Source organism: Streptomyces sp. NPDC086554 (assembly GCF_040686095.1).
Classification (GTDB): domain Bacteria; phylum Actinomycetota; class Actinomycetes; order Streptomycetales; family Streptomycetaceae; genus Streptomyces.
Genome location: NZ_JBFBJK010000017.1, coordinates 1 through 22,848, shown reverse-complemented (window position 1 = coordinate 22,848; position 22,848 = coordinate 1). Strand labels below are relative to the sequence as shown.

19 protein-coding genes and 2 pseudogenes are annotated in these 22,848 nt (G+C 68.9%); 10 read left to right on the top strand and 11 right to left on the bottom strand.

Annotated features, from left to right (window positions below; all coding sequences use genetic code 11):
- Positions 1–78: 78 nt before the first annotated feature.
- Positions 79–390 (top strand): annotated as a pseudogene (locus AB0O76_RS26465) (nuclear transport factor 2 family protein); the annotation flags it as partial.
- The gene (locus AB0O76_RS26460; RefSeq protein WP_365496021.1) at positions 387–1,241 is read left to right on the top strand and encodes an NmrA family NAD(P)-binding protein; all 855 of its coding nucleotides are present in this window, start codon (positions 387–389) and stop codon (positions 1,239–1,241) included. The pseudogene AB0O76_RS26465 and the gene AB0O76_RS26460, both read left to right, overlap by 4 nt.
- A gap of 127 nt (positions 1,242–1,368) precedes the next feature.
- Here the strand turns inward: AB0O76_RS26460 and AB0O76_RS26455 are convergent, their stop codons facing one another.
- Complete coding sequence (locus tag AB0O76_RS26455) at positions 1,369–1,620, bottom strand: helix-turn-helix transcriptional regulator (protein ID WP_365496019.1); 252 nt, start codon at positions 1,618–1,620, stop codon at positions 1,369–1,371.
- A 152-nt stretch (positions 1,621–1,772) separates the two neighbouring features.
- On the opposite strand from AB0O76_RS26455, the gene AB0O76_RS26450 reads away from it, so the two are divergent.
- On the top strand, positions 1,773–3,629 hold the full coding sequence (locus tag AB0O76_RS26450; RefSeq protein WP_365496017.1) for a hypothetical protein: 1,857 nt from the start codon (positions 1,773–1,775) through the stop codon (positions 3,627–3,629).
- A 7-nt stretch (positions 3,630–3,636) separates the two neighbouring features.
- Here the strand turns inward: AB0O76_RS26450 and ggt are convergent, their stop codons facing one another.
- Positions 3,637–5,454: a gamma-glutamyltransferase gene (gene ggt, locus AB0O76_RS26445; protein WP_365496015.1), complete on the bottom strand. Its 1,818-nt coding sequence runs from the start codon at positions 5,452–5,454 to the stop codon at positions 3,637–3,639.
- 104 nt (positions 5,455–5,558) lie between these two features.
- Here ggt and AB0O76_RS26440 point away from each other — a divergent pair, with 104 nt between their 5' ends.
- From AB0O76_RS26440 to AB0O76_RS26430, 3 genes are all read left to right on the top strand, one after another.
- Positions 5,559–6,317 carry a hypothetical protein gene (locus AB0O76_RS26440; RefSeq protein WP_365496013.1) on the top strand — a complete coding sequence of 253 codons (759 nt, stop codon included), beginning with the start codon at positions 5,559–5,561 and terminating at the stop codon, positions 6,315–6,317.
- A 121-nt stretch (positions 6,318–6,438) separates the two neighbouring features.
- A complete protein-coding gene (locus AB0O76_RS26435; RefSeq protein ID WP_365496011.1) occupies positions 6,439–7,617 on the top strand; it encodes an Ig-like domain-containing protein in 1,179 nt (392 codons plus the stop codon).
- A gap of 124 nt (positions 7,618–7,741) precedes the next feature.
- The gene (locus tag AB0O76_RS26430; RefSeq protein WP_365496009.1) at positions 7,742–9,334 is read left to right on the top strand and encodes an alpha/beta fold hydrolase; all 1,593 of its coding nucleotides are present in this window, start codon (positions 7,742–7,744) and stop codon (positions 9,332–9,334) included.
- A gap of 37 nt (positions 9,335–9,371) precedes the next feature.
- Here AB0O76_RS26430 and AB0O76_RS26425 read toward each other — a convergent pair whose 3' ends face one another.
- The 5 genes from AB0O76_RS26425 to AB0O76_RS26405 all read right to left on the bottom strand — a co-directional run bounded on the left by AB0O76_RS26425 (position 9,372) and on the right by AB0O76_RS26405 (position 12,549).
- Positions 9,372–9,911, bottom strand: a complete 540-nt coding sequence (locus AB0O76_RS26425) for a hypothetical protein (RefSeq protein ID WP_365496007.1) — start codon at positions 9,909–9,911, stop codon at positions 9,372–9,374.
- Positions 9,908–10,279, bottom strand: coding sequence for a hypothetical protein (locus tag AB0O76_RS26420; RefSeq protein ID WP_365496005.1), 372 nt, complete (start codon positions 10,277–10,279; stop codon positions 9,908–9,910). The genes AB0O76_RS26425 and AB0O76_RS26420 overlap by 4 nt, the downstream gene beginning before the upstream one ends.
- Before the next feature lie 9 nt (positions 10,280–10,288).
- A complete protein-coding gene (locus tag AB0O76_RS26415; protein ID WP_365496003.1) occupies positions 10,289–11,194 on the bottom strand; it encodes a glutamate ABC transporter substrate-binding protein in 906 nt (301 codons plus the stop codon).
- Positions 11,195–11,210: 16 nt separating this feature from the next.
- On the bottom strand, positions 11,211–11,954 hold the full coding sequence (locus AB0O76_RS26410) for an amino acid ABC transporter ATP-binding protein (protein WP_365496001.1): 744 nt from the start codon (positions 11,952–11,954) through the stop codon (positions 11,211–11,213).
- A gap of 145 nt (positions 11,955–12,099) precedes the next feature.
- Positions 12,100–12,549 carry a DUF6278 family protein gene (locus AB0O76_RS26405; protein WP_365495999.1) on the bottom strand — a complete coding sequence of 150 codons (450 nt, stop codon included), beginning with the start codon at positions 12,547–12,549 and terminating at the stop codon, positions 12,100–12,102.
- Positions 12,550–12,723: 174 nt separating this feature from the next.
- Between AB0O76_RS26405 and AB0O76_RS26400 the strand changes: the two genes are divergently transcribed.
- A complete protein-coding gene (locus tag AB0O76_RS26400; protein ID WP_365495997.1) occupies positions 12,724–14,493 on the top strand; it encodes an SGNH/GDSL hydrolase family protein in 1,770 nt (589 codons plus the stop codon).
- 257 nt (positions 14,494–14,750) lie between these two features.
- On the opposite strand, the gene AB0O76_RS26395 is transcribed toward AB0O76_RS26400, so the two are convergent.
- The 4 genes from AB0O76_RS26395 to AB0O76_RS26380 are packed head-to-tail and all read right to left on the bottom strand — an operon-like array spanning position 14,751 to position 18,750.
- Positions 14,751–15,530, bottom strand: coding sequence for an exodeoxyribonuclease III (locus AB0O76_RS26395; RefSeq protein ID WP_365495995.1), 780 nt, complete (start codon positions 15,528–15,530; stop codon positions 14,751–14,753).
- Between the two features lie 30 nt (positions 15,531–15,560).
- Positions 15,561–16,193 carry an MBL fold metallo-hydrolase gene (locus AB0O76_RS26390; protein WP_365496327.1) on the bottom strand — a complete coding sequence of 211 codons (633 nt, stop codon included), beginning with the start codon at positions 16,191–16,193 and terminating at the stop codon, positions 15,561–15,563.
- Positions 16,194–16,226: 33 nt separating this feature from the next.
- Positions 16,227–17,522 (bottom strand): 4-carboxymuconolactone decarboxylase, encoded by a 1,296-nt coding sequence (gene pcaC / locus AB0O76_RS26385; protein ID WP_365495993.1) that lies wholly within the window; start codon positions 17,520–17,522, stop codon positions 16,227–16,229.
- A 19-nt stretch (positions 17,523–17,541) separates the two neighbouring features.
- Complete coding sequence (locus tag AB0O76_RS26380; RefSeq protein ID WP_365495991.1) at positions 17,542–18,750, bottom strand: tyrosine-type recombinase/integrase; 1,209 nt, start codon at positions 18,748–18,750, stop codon at positions 17,542–17,544.
- A 612-nt stretch (positions 18,751–19,362) separates the two neighbouring features.
- On the opposite strand from AB0O76_RS26380, the pseudogene AB0O76_RS26375 reads away from it, so the two are divergent.
- The 3 genes and pseudogenes from AB0O76_RS26375 to AB0O76_RS26365 form a co-directional block, all read left to right on the top strand.
- Positions 19,363–19,590, top strand: a pseudogene (locus AB0O76_RS26375) (metal-dependent phosphohydrolase); the annotation flags it as partial.
- Between the two features lie 338 nt (positions 19,591–19,928).
- A complete protein-coding gene (locus AB0O76_RS26370) occupies positions 19,929–21,422 on the top strand; it encodes an AAA family ATPase (protein ID WP_365495989.1) in 1,494 nt (497 codons plus the stop codon).
- Entirely contained in the window at positions 21,422–22,273 is an 852-nt protein-coding gene (locus tag AB0O76_RS26365; RefSeq protein WP_365495987.1) for a hypothetical protein, read from the top strand. The genes AB0O76_RS26370 and AB0O76_RS26365 overlap by 1 nt, the downstream gene beginning before the upstream one ends.
- Positions 22,274–22,848: the final 575 nt, after the last annotated feature.

Below are 22,848 nucleotides of genomic sequence, written 5' to 3'. Positions count from 1 at the left end.
CGACCCCGGGTCCGATACTTGTAAACGGACCCGGGGTCAGGTTAGCGTCGCCGCCATGACACCACACCCTTCACCCACCGCCGGCTCGTCGGCCGTGAGGCCGTGCGCGACTACATCCGCGACTACCCGGACCACATCGACTTGCGGAGCTTCGAGGACCTGACCGTCCATCGCACCGAGGACTCCGGGACCATCGTCGCGGAACTGCACGGCGTCGGCCGCGCCGTCGCCACGGGGCGCCCCTTCGACATGCCGTACATCCAGGTCGTCACCGTCCACGACGGCCTGATCACCCGCTTCCGCGACTACTGGAACGGCGCGCTGGCGGCCGACGCCTTCGACGGCGGGATACCCGTCGGCGGCTCGCACACAGGAGAGAGCAACCGATGACCCACCCCACCGGATTCCTCGTCACCGGCGGCACCGGAACCACCGGCAGCCGCGTCACGGCCACCCTCGCCGACCGGGGCCTGCCGGTCCGCGCGGGGAGCCGCAGCCCCGCACCGGGCACCCGCCAAGTCCGCTTCGACTGGGCGGATTCCGCCACCCATGGGCCCGCGCTCTCCGGTGTCGGCGCCGTCTACCTCGTACCGCCCATCGGCGACACCGATCCTGCCCGCGTGATGCTGCCGTTCCTGGAACGCGCGCGGGACGGGGGCGTACGCCGCTTTGTGCTCCTCAGCTCCTCCGCGATCGCCGAGGACGACCCCGGCATCGGCGAGGTCCACCGGGCGCTGCGCCAACTGGCGCCGGAGTGGGCGGTGTTGCGCCCCTCCTGGTTCATGCAGAACTTCGTCACGCCCGGCCATGCCCACGCCGAGAGCATCCGCAGCGCCGGGGAGATCGTCACGGCCACGGGGCAGGGGCGGGTGGCGTTCGTCGACGCGGCGGACATCGCGGACGCCGCCGTACACGCGCTGCTCGATGCGCGGCCGCACAACACCGCGCATGTCATCACTGGCCCGGAGGCGCTCAGTTACAGCGAGGCCGCCGAGGCGATCTCGAAGGCCTCGGGGCGCGAGGTGCGCCATCGCCCGGTCTCCACCGGGGAGTTCCGCGCGCGGCTCACCGCCTCGGGGATCCCCGAGGATTTCGCCCGCATGCTCGCCGCCATGGACGAGGGGATCTCGCGGGGTGCGGAGGACCGGGTGAGCCCGGCGGTGCGGGAGGTCACGGGCCGGGGGGCCCGGAGCTTCCTGGATTTCGCCCGCGACCATGCGGGGCGCTGGCGCGCGGCTTGAGCCGGGCGCTGGCGCGCGGCTTGAGCGGTGGGGGCAGCGTATGTGTCTGCGGGTGCGTCGTGGCTGGTCGCGCCCGCGCGGCGGAGCCGCATATGTCACAGCCCCGCGCCCCTTCAGGGCCCGTGGATTAGGCCGGCACCAGTGCGCACGCCTTTGCCACCTCGTCCAAGGAAAGGCCCAGCGCCACCGCCAGCGCTGACACCGTGAAGAACGCCGGCGTCGGGGCCCGGCCCGTCTCGATTTTGCGGAGCGTCTCGGCGGAAAGCCCGGCGGTCGCTGCCACCTCCACCATGCTCCGCTCGCCACGCGCCTCGCGCAGCAGCCGGCCGAGCCGCTCGCCGCGCTCGCGCTCTTCGGGGGTCAAGGGGGTCCGCACCATGCACCCATTCTAATACCGCCCCGGCGCCGAAGACCATTCCCATACCGGTATAGTTATTGGCAGCGGCGAACGCCGGCGACGGGCCGCGCATCCTCACAGCACTGTGACACCACGACGACATCCGCGACGAAGATCGTTCGTACGATGTTTCGGTGACACACGAGATCATTGACTACGGACAGTTCGCCGACCGGCTGGGGCGTCAACAGGGGCGCCCCCGCTGGTCGTTGCTCGACGAGGTGCAGCGGGAATGGGGCTATGTGGACCCGGGCGGCGAGCCCGGGCACTCGCGCTGGGGCGGTGAGAACCAGGAGGGGGGCATCGACTGGGACCTGCCCGTCCCGCAGGCGCTCAACGAATGGTGGGACTCGCCGCTCAACTCCTTCGCCTTCAACCCGCGCCTGTACTGGGTCCATACGCAGTGGCCGCCGAAGCTCTCCGAGCTCGACGTGGACGAGGACAGCGGGCTCATAGGGCCCGACGACGACGACCGCGTGTGCGTCTTCATGTCCGAGTACCACTACGCCCATGAGTGGGGCTACTTGGCCGCAGAGGCCGAGCTCCCCGACCCCAGGGTCGTCGTGAGCATCGGCGGTGAGTGGGTGGTGCAGAGCCGCTCGCTCTCCGAGTTCCTGATGCAGCTGGCCTTCGAGCGGATGCCCGCGCACTACGGCTGGACGCTGCGGTTCGGCCGCGACACCGTCGACGCCGACCCCGAGGTCGTACGGCGCCTTGAGGCCTCGTACCGCGAACTGGGCCTGCTGCCCTGGCAGGAGATGGGCACGGACGCCCTCTCGTACGGCGCGCCGGACGCGGTGATCCGGCACGGCCGCGGCCCCGGAGCCGACTTCAAGATCGTCATCAACGCGCGGACCCGCACCGCACTGCTCGACGTCGCCCGCACGCTGGGCCTGGAGTGGAACGACAAGGACATCAGGCCGCCGTCCGAAGTGCCCGAGCCGCTGGAGGACCTCGGCCCGGTCTCACTCCAGGCGGGGGACGCCGATGAGCGCGGCCGGTGGACGGTCCTGACCCGGGAGTACCCGCAGCCGCCGGTGGTGGCCGGCGAGGCGGCGGCGCTGGTCGAAGAGCGCAGCACGCTCAGGGCGGTGGCCTCGCTGCAGGGGCCGACGATGGTCGTGGCGGGCGACACGGAAGGCCGGGTGCACGTCCGGGAGACCGACGACGAGGACCCCGAGACGATCACGCTCACCCTGCACCGCGCCCCGGTGACCTCGGTGACCTGTCTGGAGCTGGCGAGCACGCGCCTTGTCCTGAGCGGCGACGCGAACGGCGTCATCCGCTACTGGTCGACGCGCCGCAAGCCGATGCGCTCGCCGTTCGCCCGCAGAAACACCCCGATCGCCTCGCTGGCCGCCGCCGTCCTGCCGACCGGTCCCGCACTCGCGGCGGCCTGGGCGGACGGTCTCGTCCGCGTCTGGGACCTGGTGTCGGACGCGGTCGCGAACCTCCGCCTCGGCACCGGCATCAAGTTCCTCGGCCTCGACACCGACGGCACCCTGCGGGTCACCGACGCGGACTCCACCGCGGCGCTCCGCCTCGACCTCGCCAAGCTGTGGCCGCACCGCGACCTCCAACTGCGCCTGGAGGACGTGGACTGGGGCTCCCTGTGGACCGCACGCGGCCCCGGCCACATGGTCCCCGAGCTGATCGGCAAGGTGACGTCGGACGACAAGAAGACGGCCATGGACGCGGTGCACGACCTCTACCGCCTCCTCGTCTCCAAGGAGGCGGCGTCGACCGCGGCCGTCCCGGCCATCCCCTTCCTGGTCGAGCTCATGACGGACCCGGACAACAAGTCCCGCAGCACGCTGCTCCTGCTCATCGCGGACCTGGCGGACGTCCACCAGGCGCGCGGCGGCCGCGGCGACGCCCAACTCGCCGCGGTACGCGAGGCGTTGCCGACCCTGCGCTATCTGCACGACGACCCGGAGGGTTCGATCCGCTGGGCGGCGAACGAGCTGGAGCAGAACTGCGCGGCCCGCTGAGCGCGCCCTAATCCGGGCGCACGACCATCGCCGACCCCCCGCCCCTGCGCACCTTCTCGGCAGCGGCGAGCCACTTGCCGTCCGGCAGCCGCTGGACGCCGGTGGCCGCCCCGATCTCGGGGTTCTGCTTGAAGGAGTGGCCGATCGACTCGAGCTCGGGCCTCAGCGGGCTGTCCCACAGCCCCGGCTCGAGCTCGGTCTGGGCGGCGTTGCGCTGGCTCGCACGCGGCGCCGCGATCGCCTCGACCAGCGGAAGCCCCCGGTCGACGAAGCCCGTCAGGGTCTGCAGGACGGTGGTGACGATCGTCGCGCCGCCCGGCGACCCGAGCGCGACGACGGGCTTCCCGTGCCGGTCGAGGACGATCGTCGGCGAGATCGACGACCGGGGCCGCTTGCCCGGACCCGGCAGGTTCGGGTCGTGCACGGAAGGACTGGCGGGCGCGAAGGAGAAGTCGGTCAGTTCGTTGTTGAGCAGGAACCCGCGCCCCGGCACGGTGATGCCGCTGCCGCCCGTCGACTCGATGGTCAGGGTGTAGGCGACGACGTTGCCCCACTTGTCGGCGGCGGTGAGGTGCGTGGTGTTCTCGCCCTCGTACGTCGTCGGTGCGGCCTTGTCACCGGACCCGCACGCCGCCGGATCGCGCGGATCGCCCGGCGCGAGCGGGCTCTTCAGGACGGCGTCGTCGCGGATCAGGCACTCCCGCGAGTCGGCGAACCGCTGCGAGAGCAGTTCCTTCGTCGGTACGTCCTCGAAGGCGGGGTCCCCCACCCAGCGCCCCCGGTCGGCGAAGGCGATCCGGCTCGCCTCGATGTAGCGGTGCAGATACTTCGCCTTCGAGGCCTTGGAGAGGTCGGTGCGCTCCAGGATGTTCAGCGCCTCGCCGACGGTCGTCCCGCCGGACGACGAAGGCGCCATCGAGTAGACGTCGAGCCCTCGGTAGGACGTCTTCGTCGGCGCCTGGCGCTTCACCGCGTACGCCTTCAGATCGGCGGCGGAGAGATCGCCGGGCCTGGCGACCCGGCCCGACGCCGGGTCGACGGGCGGCTTGTTCACCGTCCGTACGATGTCCTTGCCGATGCCGCCCCGGTACAGCGCCCCGACACCCTTGCGCGCCAACTCCTCGTACGTACGCGCAAGATCGGGGTTCTTGAACGTCGACCCGACGACCGGCAGCTCGCCACCCGGCAGGAAAAGCTTCGCCGTGTCGGGGAAGTCCTTGAACCGCTTCTGGTTCGACTCGGTCTGCGCGCGGAAGGTCGGGTCGACCGTGAAGCCGTCGCGCGCCAGGCGCTCGGCGGGCTTCAGAAGCGTGCCGAGGCGTTTGCTGCCCCACCGGTCGAGAGCCGACTGCCAGGTCGCGGGGGTGCCGGGGGTGCCGACGCCCAGGCCGCTGGTGACGGCGTCCGCGAAGGGGATCGGCTTGCCGTTCTCCAGGAAGAGGCCGGAGTCGGCGGTCTTGGGGGCCGTCTCGCGGCCGTCGATGGTGCTCACCTTGCGGGTCTTCGCGTCGTAGTGGACGAAGTAGCCGCCGCCCCCGACACCCGCCGAGTACGGCTCGGTGACGCCGAGCGCCGCCGCCGTGGCGACCGCCGCGTCCACCGCGTTGCCGCCCTTCCTCAGGACCTCGATCCCGGCGGCGGACGCGTCGGCGTCGACGCTGGAGACGGCGCCGCCGTATCCGACGGCCACCGGCACCTTTTCCACGGGGCTTTCAACCGGGCTTTCAGCTGAGCGCGGAGACGAAGGGGGCGTGGCGGCACCGACCGACACCAAAACCCCTCCGACCGCCAATAGCGTCAGATTCCGTACGACAGCACGACGCATTCGTACCTCCAGTCAACAGCCGTCTGCGCAGCGTAACTTCGACTCCCCCGCCTCGTCAGGACCCCCTCGAACACGGGTCCGGAAGCCCGCTAGCATGCGCCCCCATGACCGAAGACGTGCGCAATATCGCCCTCGGCCTGATCGCGGCCGGCCTCTGTGCCGTGCTGGGCTGGCTCGCCCGTTCCTACCTGTGGCGGCGCAAGCTCCGCCGCAAGCAGGCCTTCTTCGGGCTGCCCGACAACTCCGAGTCGCTGCTCGTGGTGAACCGCGACGGCGGCGGCCCCGATCTCACCGTCGTACGCCATGACGTGTTCGCGCTCCTCGAACTCGCCGCGCTGATCAAGGACTGCGGGGCGCACGCCCAGCTCGTCGCGCACGACGCCGCACAGCAGAGCTTCGGCGAGCGCACCGAGTTCTGCGTCGGCGCCCCGGCCGCGAACCGCCGCATGGCCGCGCACATGCACTCCCTGCTGCCCGGCGTCCGCGTCAACACCGACCCGGAGCCGGGCCCGGACCGCGGCGCCTTCCAGATCGGCAGCGAGCGCTACCGCATGGAGGGCGGCACCACGGAGTACGTGATCCTCGCGCGGCTCACGGCCGGGCAGGGCCAGGAGGCGAGACCCGTCTTCCTCTTCTGCGGCCAGCGGGCGATCACCAACCAGGCGGCGACCCGCTATCTCGCCCGCCACCACGAGAAGCTGGCCCGCAAGCACGGCGGCAACACGTTCGTGCTGCTCCTGAAGGTCGTCAATTCCCAGGCGTACGGCGCCGACGTCGTCGAGCTCGTAGCGGACGTGACCCGCGCCGCGCAGGCCCCGGCGCCCGCGGTGACTCCGCCGCGCAATTCACATCGCGCCAAGTAGCGGTCTCCGGGCGCTTCTGTGACCTAGGCGGCAATTCCGGGCAAGAGGCAACCGATCAGGACCTTCGCCCCTCTCTCCGTGCAGTTCCACATTCGCACGGAGGTACGTTCCCTTGCTGCCCTTGAGCTCGTCCAGCCGCCGACGCCCGATACGTCCCCGCCACGTCGCGGGCCTCGCGACGCTGGCCGCCGCCCTGACCGCCTGTTCGGGCGGCGGCTCTGCCGCCGGGGCCGCTGACCTTGCGGCGGACAAGCCGGACATCTCGGTGAACCTGCGGGGCGAGCAGGCCAAGGCGGGCTCCCCGGTGAAGGTGAAGCTGGCCGACGGCAAGCTGAAGCAGGTGACGGTCACCGGCACCGAAGGCGCGAAGCTCACCGGCAAGGTCTCGGCGAACGGCGCCACCTGGACCTCGGACCGCAAGGCGGCGCCCGGCACCTCGTACAAGGTCGAGGCGGTCACGGACGAGGGCGGCAGCGCGCAGGCGTCCTTCGAGACGGCAGCCCCGGACCAGGTGAACAAGCTGACCCTGACGCCCGGCAAGGACACCACGGTCGGCGTCGCCCAGCCCCTGTCGGTCGTCTTCGACCACCCGGTGAAGAACAAGGCCGAGGTCGAAAAGCACCTGAAGGTGACGACCTCGAACGGCACCGAGGGCTCCTGGGGCTGGATCCAGAACTATGACGGCAAGGACCGCGTCGACTGGCGCCCCAAGGACTACTGGAAGTCCGGCACGAAGGTGAAGCTCGACGCCCAGTTGAACGGCATCGACTCGGGCGCGGACGGCGGCTGGTTCGTCCGCGACTACGTCACCGGTTTCACCGTCGGCAAGAGCCAGAAGGTCAAGGTCGACCTCGACAGCAAGCAGGCGACGCTCGTACGCGACGGGCAGGCTGTCAAGACGGTCCCGATGTCGGCGGGCACCCCCGGCGGCGAGAAGGCGTCCTGGGGCGGCACGTCCGTCCTGATGGCGAAGGAGGGCACGATCAACATGCGCTCCGAGACGGTGGGCCTGGGCGACGCCTACGACAAGATGGTCGACAACTCGATGCGTCTTACCTGGTCGGGCATGTACGCGCACGCGGCCCCCTGGAACGCCTCGTACTTCGGCAACACCAACCACAGCTCGGGCTGCATCGGCATGAGCGACGGCGACGCCTCCTGGCTCTACGGCCAGGTCCAGGTCGGCGACCCCTTCGAGGTCTCCGGCAGCGGCTCGAAGGGCGTCCCGGACCCGGGCAACGGCTATGGCGAGTGGAACCTCTCGTGGGCCGACTGGCAGACGAAGAGCGCGCTGAGCTGAAGGCCGCGCGAGAGGTGCATCCCTCAATAATCGTTACCGGGGCGTAACTTACCGACGGGTTACCCCCGGTAAAGCCTTGAGGTTACCGTCGGGTCACTTTGCTTGAACGAGTAAGGAGTGACCCGTGGGACTTCCGCGCAAGGCTCTGCGTACGACCACCGTGGGCGCCGTGTCCGCGACCCTCGTCGCCGGCGCCGCCCTCGGCCTCGCCCCGGCGGCCCAGGCGGCCCCCGCGGCCGCCCCGGCGGCGAGCTCCCCCGACGTACGTTTCGTCGACATCCCCGGCGACGGCGGCACGATCCTCAAGGCCAACGTCTTCACCCCGGAAGGCGCGAAGAGCGGCGGCAAGTACCCCGCGATCGTGCTGCCCACCAGCTGGGCGATGCCGCAGATCGAGTACGTCGCACAGGCCCAGAAGCTCGCGAACTCCGGCTATGTGGTGGTCAGTTACAACTCGCGCGGCTTCTGGCAGTCCGGCGGCGAGATCGAGACCGGCGGCCCCGAGGACATCGCGGACGCCTCCAAGGTCATCGACTGGACCCTGGCGAACACCCCGGCCGACCCCGAGAAGATCGGCATGGGCGGCGTCTCGTACGGCGCGGGCATCAGCCTGCTCGCCGCGGGGCACGACAAGCGGATCAAGGCCGTCGCCGCGCTCAGCGGCTGGGGCGACCTGATCGAGTCGATCTACAGCGGCCGCACCCAGCATGCCCAGGCCGCCGGACTGCTCGGCGGCGCCGGCGTCCTGACGGGCCGTCCAAGCCCCGAACTCCAGCAGACCCTCAAGGACTTCCTCGGGTCCAACCTGGACAAGGAGGACGAGATGATCGCATGGGGCGCGAAGCGCTCCCCTGCGACCTACATCGACCAGATCAACAAGAACGGCGCCGCCGTCATGCTGGGCAACGCCTGGGGCGACACGATCTTCCCACCCAACCAATACGCCAAGTTCTACGAGCAGTTGACCGGCCCCAAGCGCCTGGAGTTCCGCCCCGGCGACCACGCGACGGCCGAGGCGACCGGCCTGCTCGGCCTTCCCAACGACACCTGGACCTCCACCCAGCGCTGGTTCGACCGCTACCTCAAGGGCGAGAAGAACGGCATCGACACCGAAGCCCCCGTCCAGCTCAAGTCCCGTTCCACAGGCGGCTACGAGGGCTACCCCGACTGGAAGTCGGTCGGCGCGACGAAGAAGAAGATCGACCTCGGCGGTTCGACGACCATCCGCACGAACGTCGACTCGGGCGCCAACGGCGGCATCGTGCTGCTCTCGAACGCCCTCGACCAGTTCCTCAAGATCCCGCCGATGGCCTCGATGCCGCTGCTTCCGCGCCGCTACGCGGGCGTCTGGCAGTCCGAGAAGTACGACGCGCCGCAGCGCGTGCGCGGGACGGCCGAGCTGCACACCACGCTCACCAGCACCAAGGAGAGCGGCACCCTCGTCGCGTACCTGTACGACGTGGGCCCGCTCGGCCTCGGCAAGCTGGTCAGCAACGCGCCGTACACCTTCCACGGCAAGACGCCCGGCAAGCCGTTCGGCGTGGACCTGGAGCTGTTCTCCACGGCCTACGACGTACCGGCGGGACACAAGCTCGCCCTGGTCGTCGACACGGTCGACCCGCTCTATATCGAGCACAACCCGTCCGGCGCGCAGCTGACCTTCTCCTCGCCGGCGTCCGACCCGTCATACGTGTCGGTCCCGCTGCGCGAGCAGTGATCTCCGGCTGCTGCCGGCTGGGCTCTGGCTCCTTTAGCTACTGCGGACCCGGCAGCAGCGTCCCTGGTTCGGCCGGTGCCACTTCCACGGCCTCGGTCTTGGGATTGCGCCGCTGACGCTTGGACACCCACTGGGCGAACCACGAAAGCAGCATGCACATCCCGATGTAGATCGGTGAGATCACCAGCACCACGGGGATGAAAGGTAGATCGTAGTCGAGGTTCGACGCGATCAGCTTCCCGGCGTGGAGGAACTCCTCATAGGTGATCAGATAGCCGAGCGAGGTGTCCTTCAGGGCCACCACCAACTGGCTGATGATGGCGGGCAGCACCGAGCCGTTGTAGAGCGTCAGTCCGGTGACCACGCCGAGCGCGAGCGCGAGGACCGCGGAGATGCCGAACGAGGGCATCCACTTCGTCTCGGTGAACTGGTCGGTGTCGAAGAGCAGATAGAGGATCCACCCGACCAGGGCGAGGAGCACCACCGTGGAGAGCAGTCCGTAAAGCTTGTGTCTGCGCTCGGTGTTGGGCCCCGGTACGTCGTAGAGGGCGGTCGATTCGTGGGAGAGGGCTTTCATCGGGCGACTCCCCAGCGCTTTTCGAGGATGTTGAAGACGGCGCTGATGGCGAGGGTGATGATCAGGTAGCCGATGGCGATCCAGATGAACGTCCAGATGATGCTGTAGCCGAGTTCACTGAGTGTCTTGTACGTGCCGAGCAGTTCGGTGACGCTGAACGCACCGGCGATGGCCGAGTTCTTGGCGAGGGCGATGAGGGTGGAACCGACCGGCGGGATGACGGACCGGAAGGAGCCGACCGGGGCGACCCGGAACGACGCCATCAGGAAGCCGAGCGCGAGCGCCAGGATCGAGGAGTACACGGTGAGTTGGACGGTGCCGAGGAAGCCATCGCCGAACGTGGAGAAGTTGTCCGTCAGTACGTCCACGACACCTCCTCAGCTCGCCTGGTAGCGGTCGATGGGGGGCGGCTTCGGTGCCGGGACTCCGGAGAGGCCCAGCGTGGCGTCGTAGGCCTCCTTCCAGTCGCCGTTCTCCTCGCGGGCCGCGAGGGCGTCGTCGATGGCGAACCGCAGGGTGTTGTCGCCCTTGGGGACGCCGACGCCGTAGGGCTCCTCGGGGAACGGCTTGCCGACCACCTTGAGCTCGTCGGGCACCTTGGCCGCGTAGCCGATGAGGATCGCGTCGTCGGTGGTGACGGCGTCGACCTGATAGGTCAGCAGGTTGTCGACGCAGACCGAGTACGTGTCGTACGCGACGAGCGTCGCCTTCGGGTAGTCCTTCTGGATGCGCTGGTAGGGGGTCGAACCCGCCGCCGAGCAGACCCGCTTGCCGTCCAGGTCCTGCGGCCCGTCGATGCCGTCCTCGTCGGAGCGCACGAGCAGGCCCTGGCCCGCCATGTAGTAGGGGCCGGCGAAGCCGACGAGCTTCTTGCGGAGGTCGTTGATGGTGTAGGTGCCGACGTAGTAGTCGATCTGCCCGTTCTGCACGGCGGTTTCGCGGTTCGCCGACGCGATCGTCCTGAACCGGATCGACTTCGGGTCGAAGCCGAGCGATGCCGAGATCATCTTGGCGATCTCGATGTCGAAGCCCGAGTAGGCGCCGGTCGCGGGGTTCTTCTCGCCGAGGAACGGCTGGTCCTCCTTGGCCCCGACGACGAGGTGACCGCGCCGCTTCGCCTGCTTCCAGGTGCCGGAGCCCGGCAGCGTAAAGCCGGTCGCCACCTGGTACTTGGGCAGCTCGTCGGGTTGCGGCCCCTTCACCGGCGGGCTGCCTTCCCTGCCGCAGGCGGTGGCGGCGCAGACGGCGATGACGAGCGCCGCGAGCAGACGTGTCGTACGCATCATGGCTGTCCCCCCGTCAGTGCTTGAGGATCTTGGAGAGGAAGTCCTTGGCCCGGTCGCTCTCCGGGTTGTTGAAGAAGTCCTCGGGCGCCCGGTCCTCGACGACGCGGCCGTCGGCCATGAAGACGACGCGGTTGGCGGCCGAGCGGGCGAAGCCCATCTCGTGGGTGACGACGACCATGGTCATGCCGTCGCGGGCCAATTGCTGCATGACCTCGAGCACTTCATTGATCATCTCGGGGTCGAGGGCCGACGTCGGCTCGTCGAAGAGCATCACCTTCGGGTCCATGGCGAGCGCGCGTGCGATGGCCACGCGCTGCTGCTGGCCGCCGGAGAGCTGCGCGGGGAACTTGTCGACCTGCGAGGCGAGGCCCACGCGTTCGAGCAGCTCGCGGGAGCGCTTCTCGGCGTCCTCCTTCTTCCGGCTTCGCACCTTGATCTGAGCGATGGAGACGTTCTGCAGCACGGTCTTGTGCGCGAAGAGGTTGAAGGACTGGAAGACCATGCCCACCTCCGCGCGGAGCATGGCCAGTGCCTTGCCCTCTGCGGGCAGTGGCTGACCGCCCAGTGCGATGGCTCCGGACTGGATCGTCTCCAGCCGGTTGATCGCCCGGCACAGCGTCGATTTGCCCGACCCTGACGGGCCGATGACCACGACCACCTCCCCCTTGCCGACGGTGAGGTTGATGTCCTGAAGGACATGCAACTCCCCGTAGTACTTGTTCACATCACGCAGCTCGATCAGCGGATCGACGGCCATGCCCTGCCCTGCCCACTCTCAGCGGTGTGTTGTTCCGCGCAAACTATCCATGCGAAAACGGGACTTACCGGACGACACGCACTTATGGGCATTAACCGTATTTGCAGTTACTTCATCCCGCGGCCGGGCCCCCGAAGCCTCCGGGCTATGTCTCCGACGCCTCCGCGTAGACCTGGGACAGCTCCGGTGCACCGTGCACCGCCCAATCGAGCCCCGCCTCCACCACTTGGATCTCACGCCCCGACGCGAGCCGCACGACGGGGCTGCCGCCGGGCCAGACGTGCCAGGTGGCGCCGGGCACCGTACGGACGACGACCGAACCCAGGTACAGGCCCGCGTCGTTGCCGAGCCACGGCAGCAGCTCCGGATCGTCGCGCCAGCGCGGGAGCAGTTGGTCGAGCGCGCTCAACGAGGCCGGGGTGTCGTCGAGTTCGAGTCCCGCGGTGGCCGCCTGGGAGCGCAGCAGCTCACATTCGGAGAGGAGTTCGGCCACCCCTTGGGGGTCGTCCTCGAACGCCGCCGCGAGACCCGGCTCCGGCTCCGCCGCGTGTCGCTTGCGCCACCTGTCCAGGAATGGGATGAAAGGGATGTTCATACCACCCAGCGTGGCATTGGCATCGCCCGTCGCACCACAGGCGCGCTCATCACCGTGTTCTCCCGGCGAGTTCGGGTCGTGTTCATGCGCGACTCATTGACGCGCCTCCGCGGCCTCCTTAGCTTCATGGCGCACCTTTCATCACGTCAGTTCCGGTAAGGGGAGGGGTCCGTCGTGCGCCGACGTACATGGGGAGTGACCGCGGTGTTCGCGGTGCTCGCAAGTGTCGTACCAGTGGCGACAGCGCAAGCCGCCCCGCACAGACCCGAGCCGCTCCCCCTGGAGCGGCTCTTCGACAACAGGGCGATCAGTGACGACGCGCGGCCCGGCGACGCGGACTTCGACGGTTCGGGGGGCTCGCTGTCGGCGCGCGATCTGACGGCGGCGGGATGGACGCCGGGGCGTTCGCTCGCCGTGGACGGGGCGCGGCTGACCTGGCCGCTGACGGAGGCGGGCGAGGCCGACAACGTGCGCGCCGACGGACAGTCGGTCCGGGTACGCGGGCGTGGTGACGCCCTCGCCTTCCTGGTGGCCGGCACGGGCGGCGAGGCGAGCGGCACGGGGACGGTCCGCTACGGGGACGGCTCGAAGGGCACGTACCGCCTCACGGCCCCCGACTGGCGCTCGGGACCGCTCGCCACGAAGTCGGTCGCGCTGCCGCATGTGAACACTCCTGGTGGCCAACTCGCCGAGAAGGCACGGCTGTACGTCGTGACCGTGCCCGTCGCGCGCGGGCGCGAGGTCACGTCGGTGACCCTGCCGAAGGACCCGGGCACCCCGGATCTGCATGTCTTCTCGCTCTCCGTGCGGCAGGCCACGAAGGGGTGGACGGGCAGCTGGTCGGCCTCGACAGCCGGGTACACGGCGGTGGGGCCGTGGGCCGACAGGACCGTGCGGCTCGTCGTCCACACGAGCACGGGCGGGCCGCGGGTGCGGATCCGGCTCGACAACACCTTCGCGTCGGCGCCGGTGCGGATCGGCAGCGCGACGGTGGCGGTGCAGGAGTCCGGTGCGGGCGCGCGCGGTGAGCCGGTGGCGCTGTCCTTCCGGGGCGCGGCAGGCACTCAAGTCCCTGCGGGCGCCCAGGCGTTCAGCGATCCGCTCGACTTCGACGTACCGGCGAACACCAATCTCCTGGTGAGCTTCCACCTCCCGGAGAACGTGACGACCGCGCCCGTGCACAGCCAGGCCATTCAGCGCTCGTACGTGAGCGGTCCGGGCGACCACGCGGCGGACGGCTCACCGGCGGCGTACACATCGGCGATCTCCACGTGGCCGCTGCTCACCGGCGTCGACGTGAGCGGCGGGCCCGGCTCTGTGGTGCTGCTCGGCGACTCCATAACGGATGGTGTGAAGTCCACGCAGGACGCGAATCGCCGGTGGCCCAACGTCCTGGCCACCCGGCTGCTCCAGCAGGACACGGTCCCGCACTTCGGGGTGCTCAACCAGGGCATCTCCGCGAACCGCGTCGTCGCCGACCGCTATCCCGGTGACGGTGTCTCGACGGACACCGGAGGCGTCAGCGCGCTGCACCGGCTCGATCGCGACGTGTTCGCCCAGACGTCCGCCCGTACGGTCGTCGTCTTCGAGGGGGTCAACGACGTCCGCTGGGGCACCAAGGCGGACCAAGTGACCGCCGGGCTGCGGGAGATCGCCGAGCGGGCGCGTGCGCGGGGCCTGCGGGTCGTTGCGGCGACGATCGCGCCGTGCGAGGGCGAGTCGTTGTGCACGGCGGCGGCCGACGCGGAGCGGGTGGCGGTGAACTCGTACATCCGCTGGGGCGGGGACTTCGACGCGGTCCTCGACTTCGACGCGGTGCTTCGGGACCCGGAGCGGCCTTCGCGGATCCTGCCCGCGTACGACAGCGGGGATCATCTGCATCCGGGCGATGCGGGGTTGGCTGCGATAGCGGAGTCGGTGGATCTGCGGGAACTGGTGCCGTAACCCGAGGCTGGTGCCGTAACCCGAGGGCGAACTCTCCCTGGGCCCGGTTCCACCGGGCCCAGGGGCCGGGCTAGGGCCTGTCCGATGGGTCGGGCCGGTCTTCGCGCCGGGTGCCGATTCAGCAGGGCCGAGCGGGCCCTGGTGCGTGCAGCTGCAAGGCGGAGGAGGGCGACAACGCGGAGCGTTGGCAACCGACGACAACGCGGCAGATGTGCGTGCCAGGGGTCGCGACCCCGGCAGGACCCATCGGACAGGCCCTAGAGCTCCAGGTCCACCACGACCGGCGCATGGTCGGAGGCGCCCTTGCCCTTGCGCTCCTCGCGGTCGACGTACGAATCCGTCACGGCCTTCGTGAACGCCTCGTTTCCGTAGACCAGGTCGATCCGCATGCCCTTGTTCTTGGGGAAGCCCAGCTCGCGGTAGTCCCAGAACGTGAACGGGTGCGCGTACTTCAGCGGCCGGGGCACGACGTCGGAGAGCCCCGCATCCCGCAGCGCCGCGAGAGCCTCGCGCTCGGCGGGCGTGACGTGCGTGGCGCCTTCGAACAGGGCCGGGTCCCACACGTCCTCGTCCGTGGGCGCCACGTTGAAGTCGCCGAGGACCGCGAACGGCCGCGGCCCCATCGCGTCGGCCGCGATCGCGGTGTTCAGCGCCGCGAGCCACTCCAGCTTGTACGCGTAGTGCGCGTGCGCCACCTCGCGGCCGTTCGGCACGTACACCGACCAGACCCGGGCGGGACCGCAGGTCGCGGAGATCGCCCGCGGCTCCTGCGCCCCGTCGTAGTCGGGCCCGCCGGGCAGCCCGAGCGTCACGTCGTCGAGGCCGACGCGGGAGACCAGCGCCACGCCGTTCCACCGCCCCGTCGCGTTCACCGCCGACTCGTAGCCGAGCTCGCGCAGCTCGTCGGCGGGGAAGCCCTCCGCGGTGGTCTTGGTCTCCTGGATGCACAGCACATCCGTACCGCTGTTCTCCAGCCAGGCGAGGAGCCTCGGGAGGCGAGCGGTGATCGAGTTCACGTTCCAGGTGGCAATGCGCATGTCTCACAACCTACCGGGCGGGTCCGACAGTCACAGGTCGGCCGACTCGCCGGGTGTGAGGCGCAGGTGCTCGGCTCCGCCCAGGGCCCCGATCTGGGAGTCGTAGATCGGCCGGGCCAGGTCCGTGAGCAGCGCGTCGTGGATGTCGTAGGCGCGCAGCGGCTTGACCTCACGGACGTACTCGATGACCTCGGAGATCTTGTTCCAGGGGGCCATCACCGGCAGCATCAGGGTGTCCACCGGCTGCTCGGGGACGGTCAGCGCGTCGCCCGGGTGGAAGACCGAACCGTCCACCAGATAGCCGACGTTGGTGATCCGCGGGATGTCCGGGTGGATCACGGCGTGCAGCTCGCCGTGCACCTGCACGTCGAACCCGGCGGCGCTGAAGGTGTCCCCGTGACCCACGACATGCACCCGCCCCGGGAAGGCGGCCGAGATCTTCTCCGCGACGGAGCGCAGGGTCCAGATCTCGGCGGCCGGGTTGGCCTCCATGCCCGCGCGCAGCCGGTCCTCGTTGAAGTGGTCGATGTGCTCGTGCGTCACGAGGATCGCCTCGGCGCCGACCGCGGCGTCCTCCTCGCTGAAGGTGCCGGGGTCGATGACGAGACTCCGGCCGTCCCGCTCGAGGCGGACACAGGCGTGTGTCTTCTTCGTGAGCTTGATGCGCTTCGCGGCAGTCGTCATGCCCCCATCCTGCTACTCCTGAGGCGTGGTTTCCTCGCGGATCACGGCCTGGGCGACCTTGAACGCCGAGTTGGCCGCGGGTACGCCGCAGTAGACGGCCGCCTGGAGCAGCACTTCCTTGATCTCCAGCGGGGTGAGGCCGTTGCGCAGGGCCGCTCGGATGTGGAAGCCCAGTTCGTCGAGGTGGCCGCCGGCGACGAGCGCGGTGAGGGTGACACAGCTGCGCGAGCGCCGGTCGAGCCCTGGACGGTTCCAGACCTCGCCCCAGGCGTAGCGCGTGATGAGCTCCTGGAAGTCCCCGGAGAAGTCGTCGGCGGCGGCGAGCGCGCGGTCGACGTGCGCGTCGCCGAGCACCTCACGGCGGACCTTGATCCCCGCGTCGTACGGATCGGGACGGCCGCCGCCCACGGCTTCGGGCTGCGCCATGGGCCCTATCTCGGCGACGGGCGAGACGGGCGGCGGGGCGAGCACCGGCTTGACCGGGGGCGCGCTGATCGCCGCGTGGGTGCCGGTCGCGTCGCCCGGGGTCGGCCAGGCGGTGGAGAAGTGCCGTACGAGCAGGTCGGTGACGGCCGCGGGCTGCTCGACGGGGGCGAGGTGGGATGCGCCCGGCACGACGGCGAGGCGGGCGTCCGGTATCCCGGCGACGAGGGTGCGGGCCTCGCCGGGCCCGGTCACCTGGTCCTCGGACCCCACGAGCACGAGCGTGGGCACCCCGATCCGCCCCAGCTCGGCCCGCACGTCGAAGGCGGCGAGCGCCTCGCAGGCGGCGATGTAGCAGCCGGGGTCGGTGGTCCGCACCATCTGCACGGCCCAGTCGGTGATCGCGGGCTGCGCGGCGGCGAAGCCGGGCGTGAACCAGCGCTCGGGAGACGTACGCGCGATGGGGTCGAGCCCGTTGCTCCGCACGATCACACCGCGCTGGCGGAACTCGTCGGCGCTGCCGAACCGCGGCGATGCGGATATCAGCGCGAGCGAGGCCACGCGCTGCGGGTGGCGCAGGGCCAGTTCGGCACCGATGGCACCGCCGAAGGCGCAGCCCGCGTACCCGAAGCGCTGCACTCCGACCTCGTCGAGCGTGCCGAGCAGCCGCTGGGCGAGCTCGCTCACGGAGCCCGCGGGGTGCGCGGGCGCACCGCCGTGTCCGGGCATGTCGAAGCGGAACACCCGCCAGTGCTTGACCAGCTCGGGAACCTGCCGGTCCCACATGTGCCATGTTGTCCCGAGGGAAGGGCCCAGAATCAGGACTGGGGCGTCTTCTGGCCCGTCAAAGCGGTATTGGAGGGTGTTCGTAGTCTTCTCACTCACGCGACAACGCTCCCACGTCTCACATTTCTCTCACCACAGGGGTCGGGAGACCGGTCAGACCACTCCAGGTATCCGCCGCCGGACGAAGATCTTCCACGTCCGGCTTCACGTACCAGCGCTTCGTGGTCCTGACGTCGGTGTGCCCCGCCCATCGGGCGAGGAGATGGTCAGGGACCCCATGGTTCGCCAGGTAGGTGAAGCAACTCGCGCGGGCATCGTACAAACGGACCCGCCGCAGCGCGTTGTCGGCCATGACGTCGTACGCCCGCTCGCGCAACTGCCGCACGTTGAGCGGCGCCCCGAGTTCGTCCACCAGCACGTACCCACTGCCCTCGTACGCTTGCCCCGCCGCCAGCTCCTCAGCGGCTTGAGTGGCCTTGAAGTTCCTGAGTGCCTCTCTGACCAAAGCGGGCAGCGGAAGGCCCCGCTCGCCGGCGAGCGACTTCGCGTCCCTCTCCACCACGGTCTTGTTTCCCATCAGCGTGCGGGTGTTGGCAACAGCCAGGGTGGCTGTGTCCAGGTCCAGATCAACCCAACGCATGCCGCACACCTCCGCCGGGCGCAGACCCATCAAAGACAGGAGAAGCGGGGCATACAGCCGGTGGTCCCTCACCGCGCGTACGAAGGCATGGACCTCCGCAACGCTCCAGGGCGGCACCTCCGCCTTGGCCCGCCGCTCCGCCTTGCGCACCTTCCGGGGGATCGTGACCTCCTGGGCGACATTCACCGCGACCAGGCGCCGCGTCACGGCCCGGTTGAGAGCCTCCTTCAGCCGCGTGAGGGACATCTCCACCGAGGTAACCCCCAGACCGGGACCAGCCTTCGTGGTGCGTACGCGGCCCTCCCGAAGCGCCCAGACCATCCATTCCTCGACATCGTCCTCGGTGAGCTCTTGGAGCCGGATGTCCCCAAGCCTGCCCCGGACACGGTCCAGGGTCACCCTGTAGGTGGAGATCGTGGTCTCTTCCAGGTCTTCCGCCTTCTTGGCGAGCCACTGATCGAGCCACTCGTTCACGGTCATCTTGTTGCGCGGCACGAGCGCCCCTTCGTAGCGACGGACCGTGATACGTGCGTACTCGGCCTTCGCCTCCTTGAGCGTGCCGAGGGTACGGGTCAGCTGCTTGCGCTTCCCGGTGGCCGGGTCGGTGCCGACATCGACCACAAACCGGTACCGGACCTGGCCTTTTGCGTTCGGCGGCAGCTTCTTGATCGGTTGAGACAGGATCACTCACTCTCCTCGAGGGCGTGGAAACTCCACATCGTCGGCGCCATCGCTGCCTTGCAGCGAAGGGCACCGCGGTCATCAGGACAGCAGACAACGCACTCTCCTCGTCTCGGGTCTGCAGCGCTGTCTGCTTCGTCCGCCACGGCTCCACTGCCAAGCACAGCCGAGTGCCAACACCCTCAATGCTCGGGACGATCCCCGGTTTCGGTAACCGGGGATCTCCTGCTATGTATCGCCCTGCAGGACGTGGCCTTGCCCGTCGCTGTCATATCGACCTCCTTCAGGAGGTCACCCGGCAGAACCGCAGGACAGGGAAGACACAGCGAGTGTCGAACACAAGGAATCCGTCGCCGGTGACCCGGTCGAGGACGCAGGTCACAACACGTATTGCAGTACCAACGACGCGGGTATCGCACCGCGTCGCCATCTCGAAATGCAACGCTCAGCCTCACCCACTCATGTATTTCACGGCGAACGCACTGCTACGCATCGCAAGACAGAGATCCGACCGTGAACGTCTCCCCAGCTGCCAGCACTGAGGTCAACCAGGGCCGCTCGCACTCTGCCCACGACCATCCGATGCCAGCTCGGTGAGATATAGCCACCGACTACCAGGGATTCCACCCGCTCAACGGGGCACGTCATCTACGCACGATCGTTGGTCTGGACCAACGCGTCGCACAGCTGGTGGCCAACCACTCCTGCGCACTGCTGGAAGCCGATGAGCGCGCATTCCGGGAGGAACTGGCTGCGGAATTCCCCCTCCTTGACGAGCCGTTGCCCGTCGATGCGTTGGTGTACTGCGACATGACGCCCACACCGGACGGCGACCGCCACACCAGCTGGTCACCGAAGGCCGCTGGGCCCTGGCCTACCTCACCGCCCTGCGCACCCGCTGGCAGCGCACCATCGCACCGCCACCACTCTCTCGACAGCGGCGAGCACACCGCGAACCCCGGCGGTAACTCGAGCAGTCCCGCCACCCTGAATCGCCGCGCGCGGCCCGAGCAACCTGATGAACCACCCACTCCGGCTGGCAACATGACGACCGAAGCGCACCAACCTGGCCGCCGTAGGATCGGCACGCTGGCACGAGGTGAGCAAAAGGGCAGGAGCACGCTGTGCAGTTCATGGTGTTAGACGGGAATACGCACGTCCCCGCGAGGGGCCCCCGCCCCTGGGTGATCCTGACCAAGGAACGATGGGACGACTCCGGCTTCCACACCCTGTTCCGCTTGGCGATCGGCGACGCGGCAGGCACCTTGCACCAGATCGGCCAGGTCAAGATCGCCCACCTCGGCATGGACAGCCGCGAGGACCGCGTCGTGAAGTTGCCGCAGAACTTCACCTCACTCGGCGAACGGTTCTTCTCCGTGGGTCAGGACGACACGTACTACGAGCGGTTGCGCGAGTTTGGTGACGACATACGCCGGGGCGTCCTGATTGGTCTGCGGGACATGGCCTTCGACGAGCGCATCTTCGAAGCCGCCCGCCAGGAGGAAGTGACGAGTACCTCGCTGTGGCGGTTCGTGAAGCCGTTCATGGTCGAGGAGCAGTTCCGGCGAATCGCATGCGATGGCGACCGTGTTACCCCCTTCCGTGTCCTCTACCAGGGCCCTACGCCAGCCACCGAAGGCGCCGATGGACTTGAGCTGTCCTTCCGCGCAGTACCGCACACTAAGCCTGCCAGCAACATCCACGTGCTTACCGGCCGGAATGGAGCCGGCAAGTCCGTCCTGCTCAACCGCCTCGCCCGAGCAGTCGCCGACCCAGAAGCCGACCCCGCTCAGGTCGGCCGCATCATCGAGGACAGCCGAGGTGCGCGCCGATCCTTCGGCAACCTCGTCAGCGTCTCCTTCAGCGCCTTCGACGACCTGCCTCTCCTCCCTCACGACGAGTCATTCCCCACCATCCACGTCGGCCTGCGCGTGCCGTCAAACGGCACGCGTGCGCCGCGGATCAAGTCCCAGTGGCAGCTGAAACGGGACTTTGCCGAGAGCGTCGAGGCATGCCTGACCGGCGAGCAGGCGCAGCGCTGGATCAGCGCTCTGCAGACGCTGACGTACGCCGGCAGCGGGCTGCTGGCCGAGGACTGGTTGGAAGACTTCCAGTCCACGCGCAGCCCGAATAGTCGCCGCGCCAAGGCCCGCAGGCTGTTCGCCTCTCTCAGCGCAGGCCACAAGGTCGTCCTGCTGACAGTGACCCGGCTGGTCGAGCACGTCGGCGAACGCACCCTCGTCATCATCGACGAACCGGAGACCCACCTGCATCCGCCCCTGCTGTCGGCGTTCGTTCGGGTGCTGGCCGACCTGCTCTCCAACCGCAACGGGCTGGCGCTCATCGCCACCCACTCCCCCGTGGTTCTGCAGGAAGTTCCCGCGGACTGTGTGTGGAAGCTGCGCCGCTACGGCAACCACGTCGTCGCCGACCGCCCCGAAATCGAGACGTTCGGGGAAAACGTCGGCGTCCTCACCCGCGAAGTCTTCGGCCTGGAGGTCACCGCCTCGGGCTTCCACAGCGAACTGACCCGCCTCGTCAACGAGGGAGAGTCCTTTGACAGCATCCTGGAACGGTTCGGCGGGCGACTCGGTGGCGAAGCGCGCATCATCGTCCGCTCCCTGATCGCGTTCCGCGATCTCGGCGACGAAGCCTGGGCAATGGAGGGCCAGTCCTGATGTGGCCGCTGCCGGAACCCGCCCTCGACGCCCGCGCCGTCTACGCCACCTGCATATCCAAGACTCGCCCTGCGAAGGTCAAAGCCCGCCTGCAACAGCTGGAAGGCACCGTCGCCGCCGCGGCCGACGAGTACGAGAAGGCTGCAGCCACGGCGTCCTTGCACAGCCTGAAGCACTTGGAGGACCAGCCCGATGGCAACGACACGTCCAAGGGCGACAACAAGAAGCTCACCGGCTGCTACACCAGCCGCATGGCCCGCAACGGCAGCGCTGGCCGGGAGATCTACAACCAGCTGATCAAAAGCGCCCGCCGCGGGCGCTGCCCGCTGTGCGGACACGGTTTCGCCGACACCATCGACCACCAGCTCCCCAAGATCGCCTACCCACTGCTCGCAGTCACGCCGGCCAACCTCGTCCCCGCGTGCCTGCCCTGCAACAAGGCCAAAGGCGAAGCTGTGCCAGCCACGGCCGAGGAACAGACGCTCCACCCCTATTTCGACGATGTCACCGACTACGTGTGGCTGGCGGCCCGTCTCACCGCGCCACCGGAGCCGGGCGTCACCTTCTTCGTCGACCCGCACCCTGACTGGTCACCGACTCTGACCGCACGGGTCCAGCGCCACTTCACCACCTACAAACTCGCCAGGCTCTACGCCGCCCAGGTGGGTACCGAGCTGGCGGCCCTCAACGACTACCTGCGCGGCCAGCCATACCGGGCCATCCTCGACGAAATCCAGGATCGGGCCGCCAGCTACGGAACCCGCAACTCCTGGCAGGCCGCCCTCTATCGAGCCCTGGCCGCAAGTCCCTGGTACGTCAAGTCCGGATACCTCAATGAATGGGACGACTGATTGCCCTCGATCGCCAGCCCAGGCAGCCGGGTGAAAAACGGCGGCTGCGTATTCAGGGACCTCGATGATTCGCGGCGTGCTTGTAACGGTAGATCCCTGGTAATAGTCGGATCTCTGCGCGCACTTGGGCTTCGACCACCATTCCATGACTGTCACGTCAAGAGGCAACACTACGATCCCAGCCCGCAACGACAACTCCACCTCCCGGCCGCCCGTGACCGGGAGCATCACAGTGGCGCAAGCGGCGCAGGTGGGTGTCAGCGTGGGGCGTGGCCGTGGAGCCAGGTCCCCGAAACGGCAACCGCCGACGTGCGGCACCGTGACGGTCAATGTCTACCTCGCCGCCGAGGACGCACCACCCCAGGTATGTGCCTGCGTCGATGTGGAGGGTCTCTAGGGTCGTAGCGCTGTCTCTCGAGTGGTCTCAAGGTCGTTGAGCACAGCAAGAACCGGCCCCCAGCACATGCCGACAGTGTCACGTGTGGAACGTCTTGATATTCCCCAGGGCTGGGGTCACGTAATTCCCCAGCCCCTCGCGTGATCGGGCTCTATTTGGTCAGGACTTGCCGGGCTTG

Bases quoted from the DNA above. Each gene is read 5' to 3' on its own strand.
- AB0O76_RS26440 (WP_365496013.1), top strand. From the start codon at position 5,559: ATGACCGAAGACGTGCGCAATATCGCCCTCGGCCTGATCGCGGCCGGC.
- AB0O76_RS26455 (WP_365496019.1), bottom strand. From the start codon at position 1,620: ATGGTGCGGACCCCCTTGACCCCCGAAGAGCGCGAGCGCGGCGAGCGG.
- AB0O76_RS26460 (WP_365496021.1), top strand. From the start codon at position 387: ATGACCCACCCCACCGGATTCCTCGTCACCGGCGGCACCGGAACCACC.
- AB0O76_RS26365 (WP_365495987.1), top strand. From the start codon at position 21,422: ATGTGGCCGCTGCCGGAACCCGCCCTCGACGCCCGCGCCGTCTACGCC.
- ggt (WP_365496015.1), bottom strand. From the start codon at position 5,454: ATGCGTCGTGCTGTCGTACGGAATCTGACGCTATTGGCGGTCGGAGGG.
- AB0O76_RS26405 (WP_365495999.1), bottom strand. From the start codon at position 12,549: ATGAACATCCCTTTCATCCCATTCCTGGACAGGTGGCGCAAGCGACAC.
- AB0O76_RS26410 (WP_365496001.1), bottom strand. From the start codon at position 11,954: ATGGCCGTCGATCCGCTGATCGAGCTGCGTGATGTGAACAAGTACTAC.
- AB0O76_RS26395 (WP_365495995.1), bottom strand. From the start codon at position 15,530: ATGCGCATTGCCACCTGGAACGTGAACTCGATCACCGCTCGCCTCCCG.
- AB0O76_RS26425 (WP_365496007.1), bottom strand. From the start codon at position 9,911: ATGAAAGCCCTCTCCCACGAATCGACCGCCCTCTACGACGTACCGGGG.
- AB0O76_RS26415 (WP_365496003.1), bottom strand. From the start codon at position 11,194: ATGCGTACGACACGTCTGCTCGCGGCGCTCGTCATCGCCGTCTGCGCC.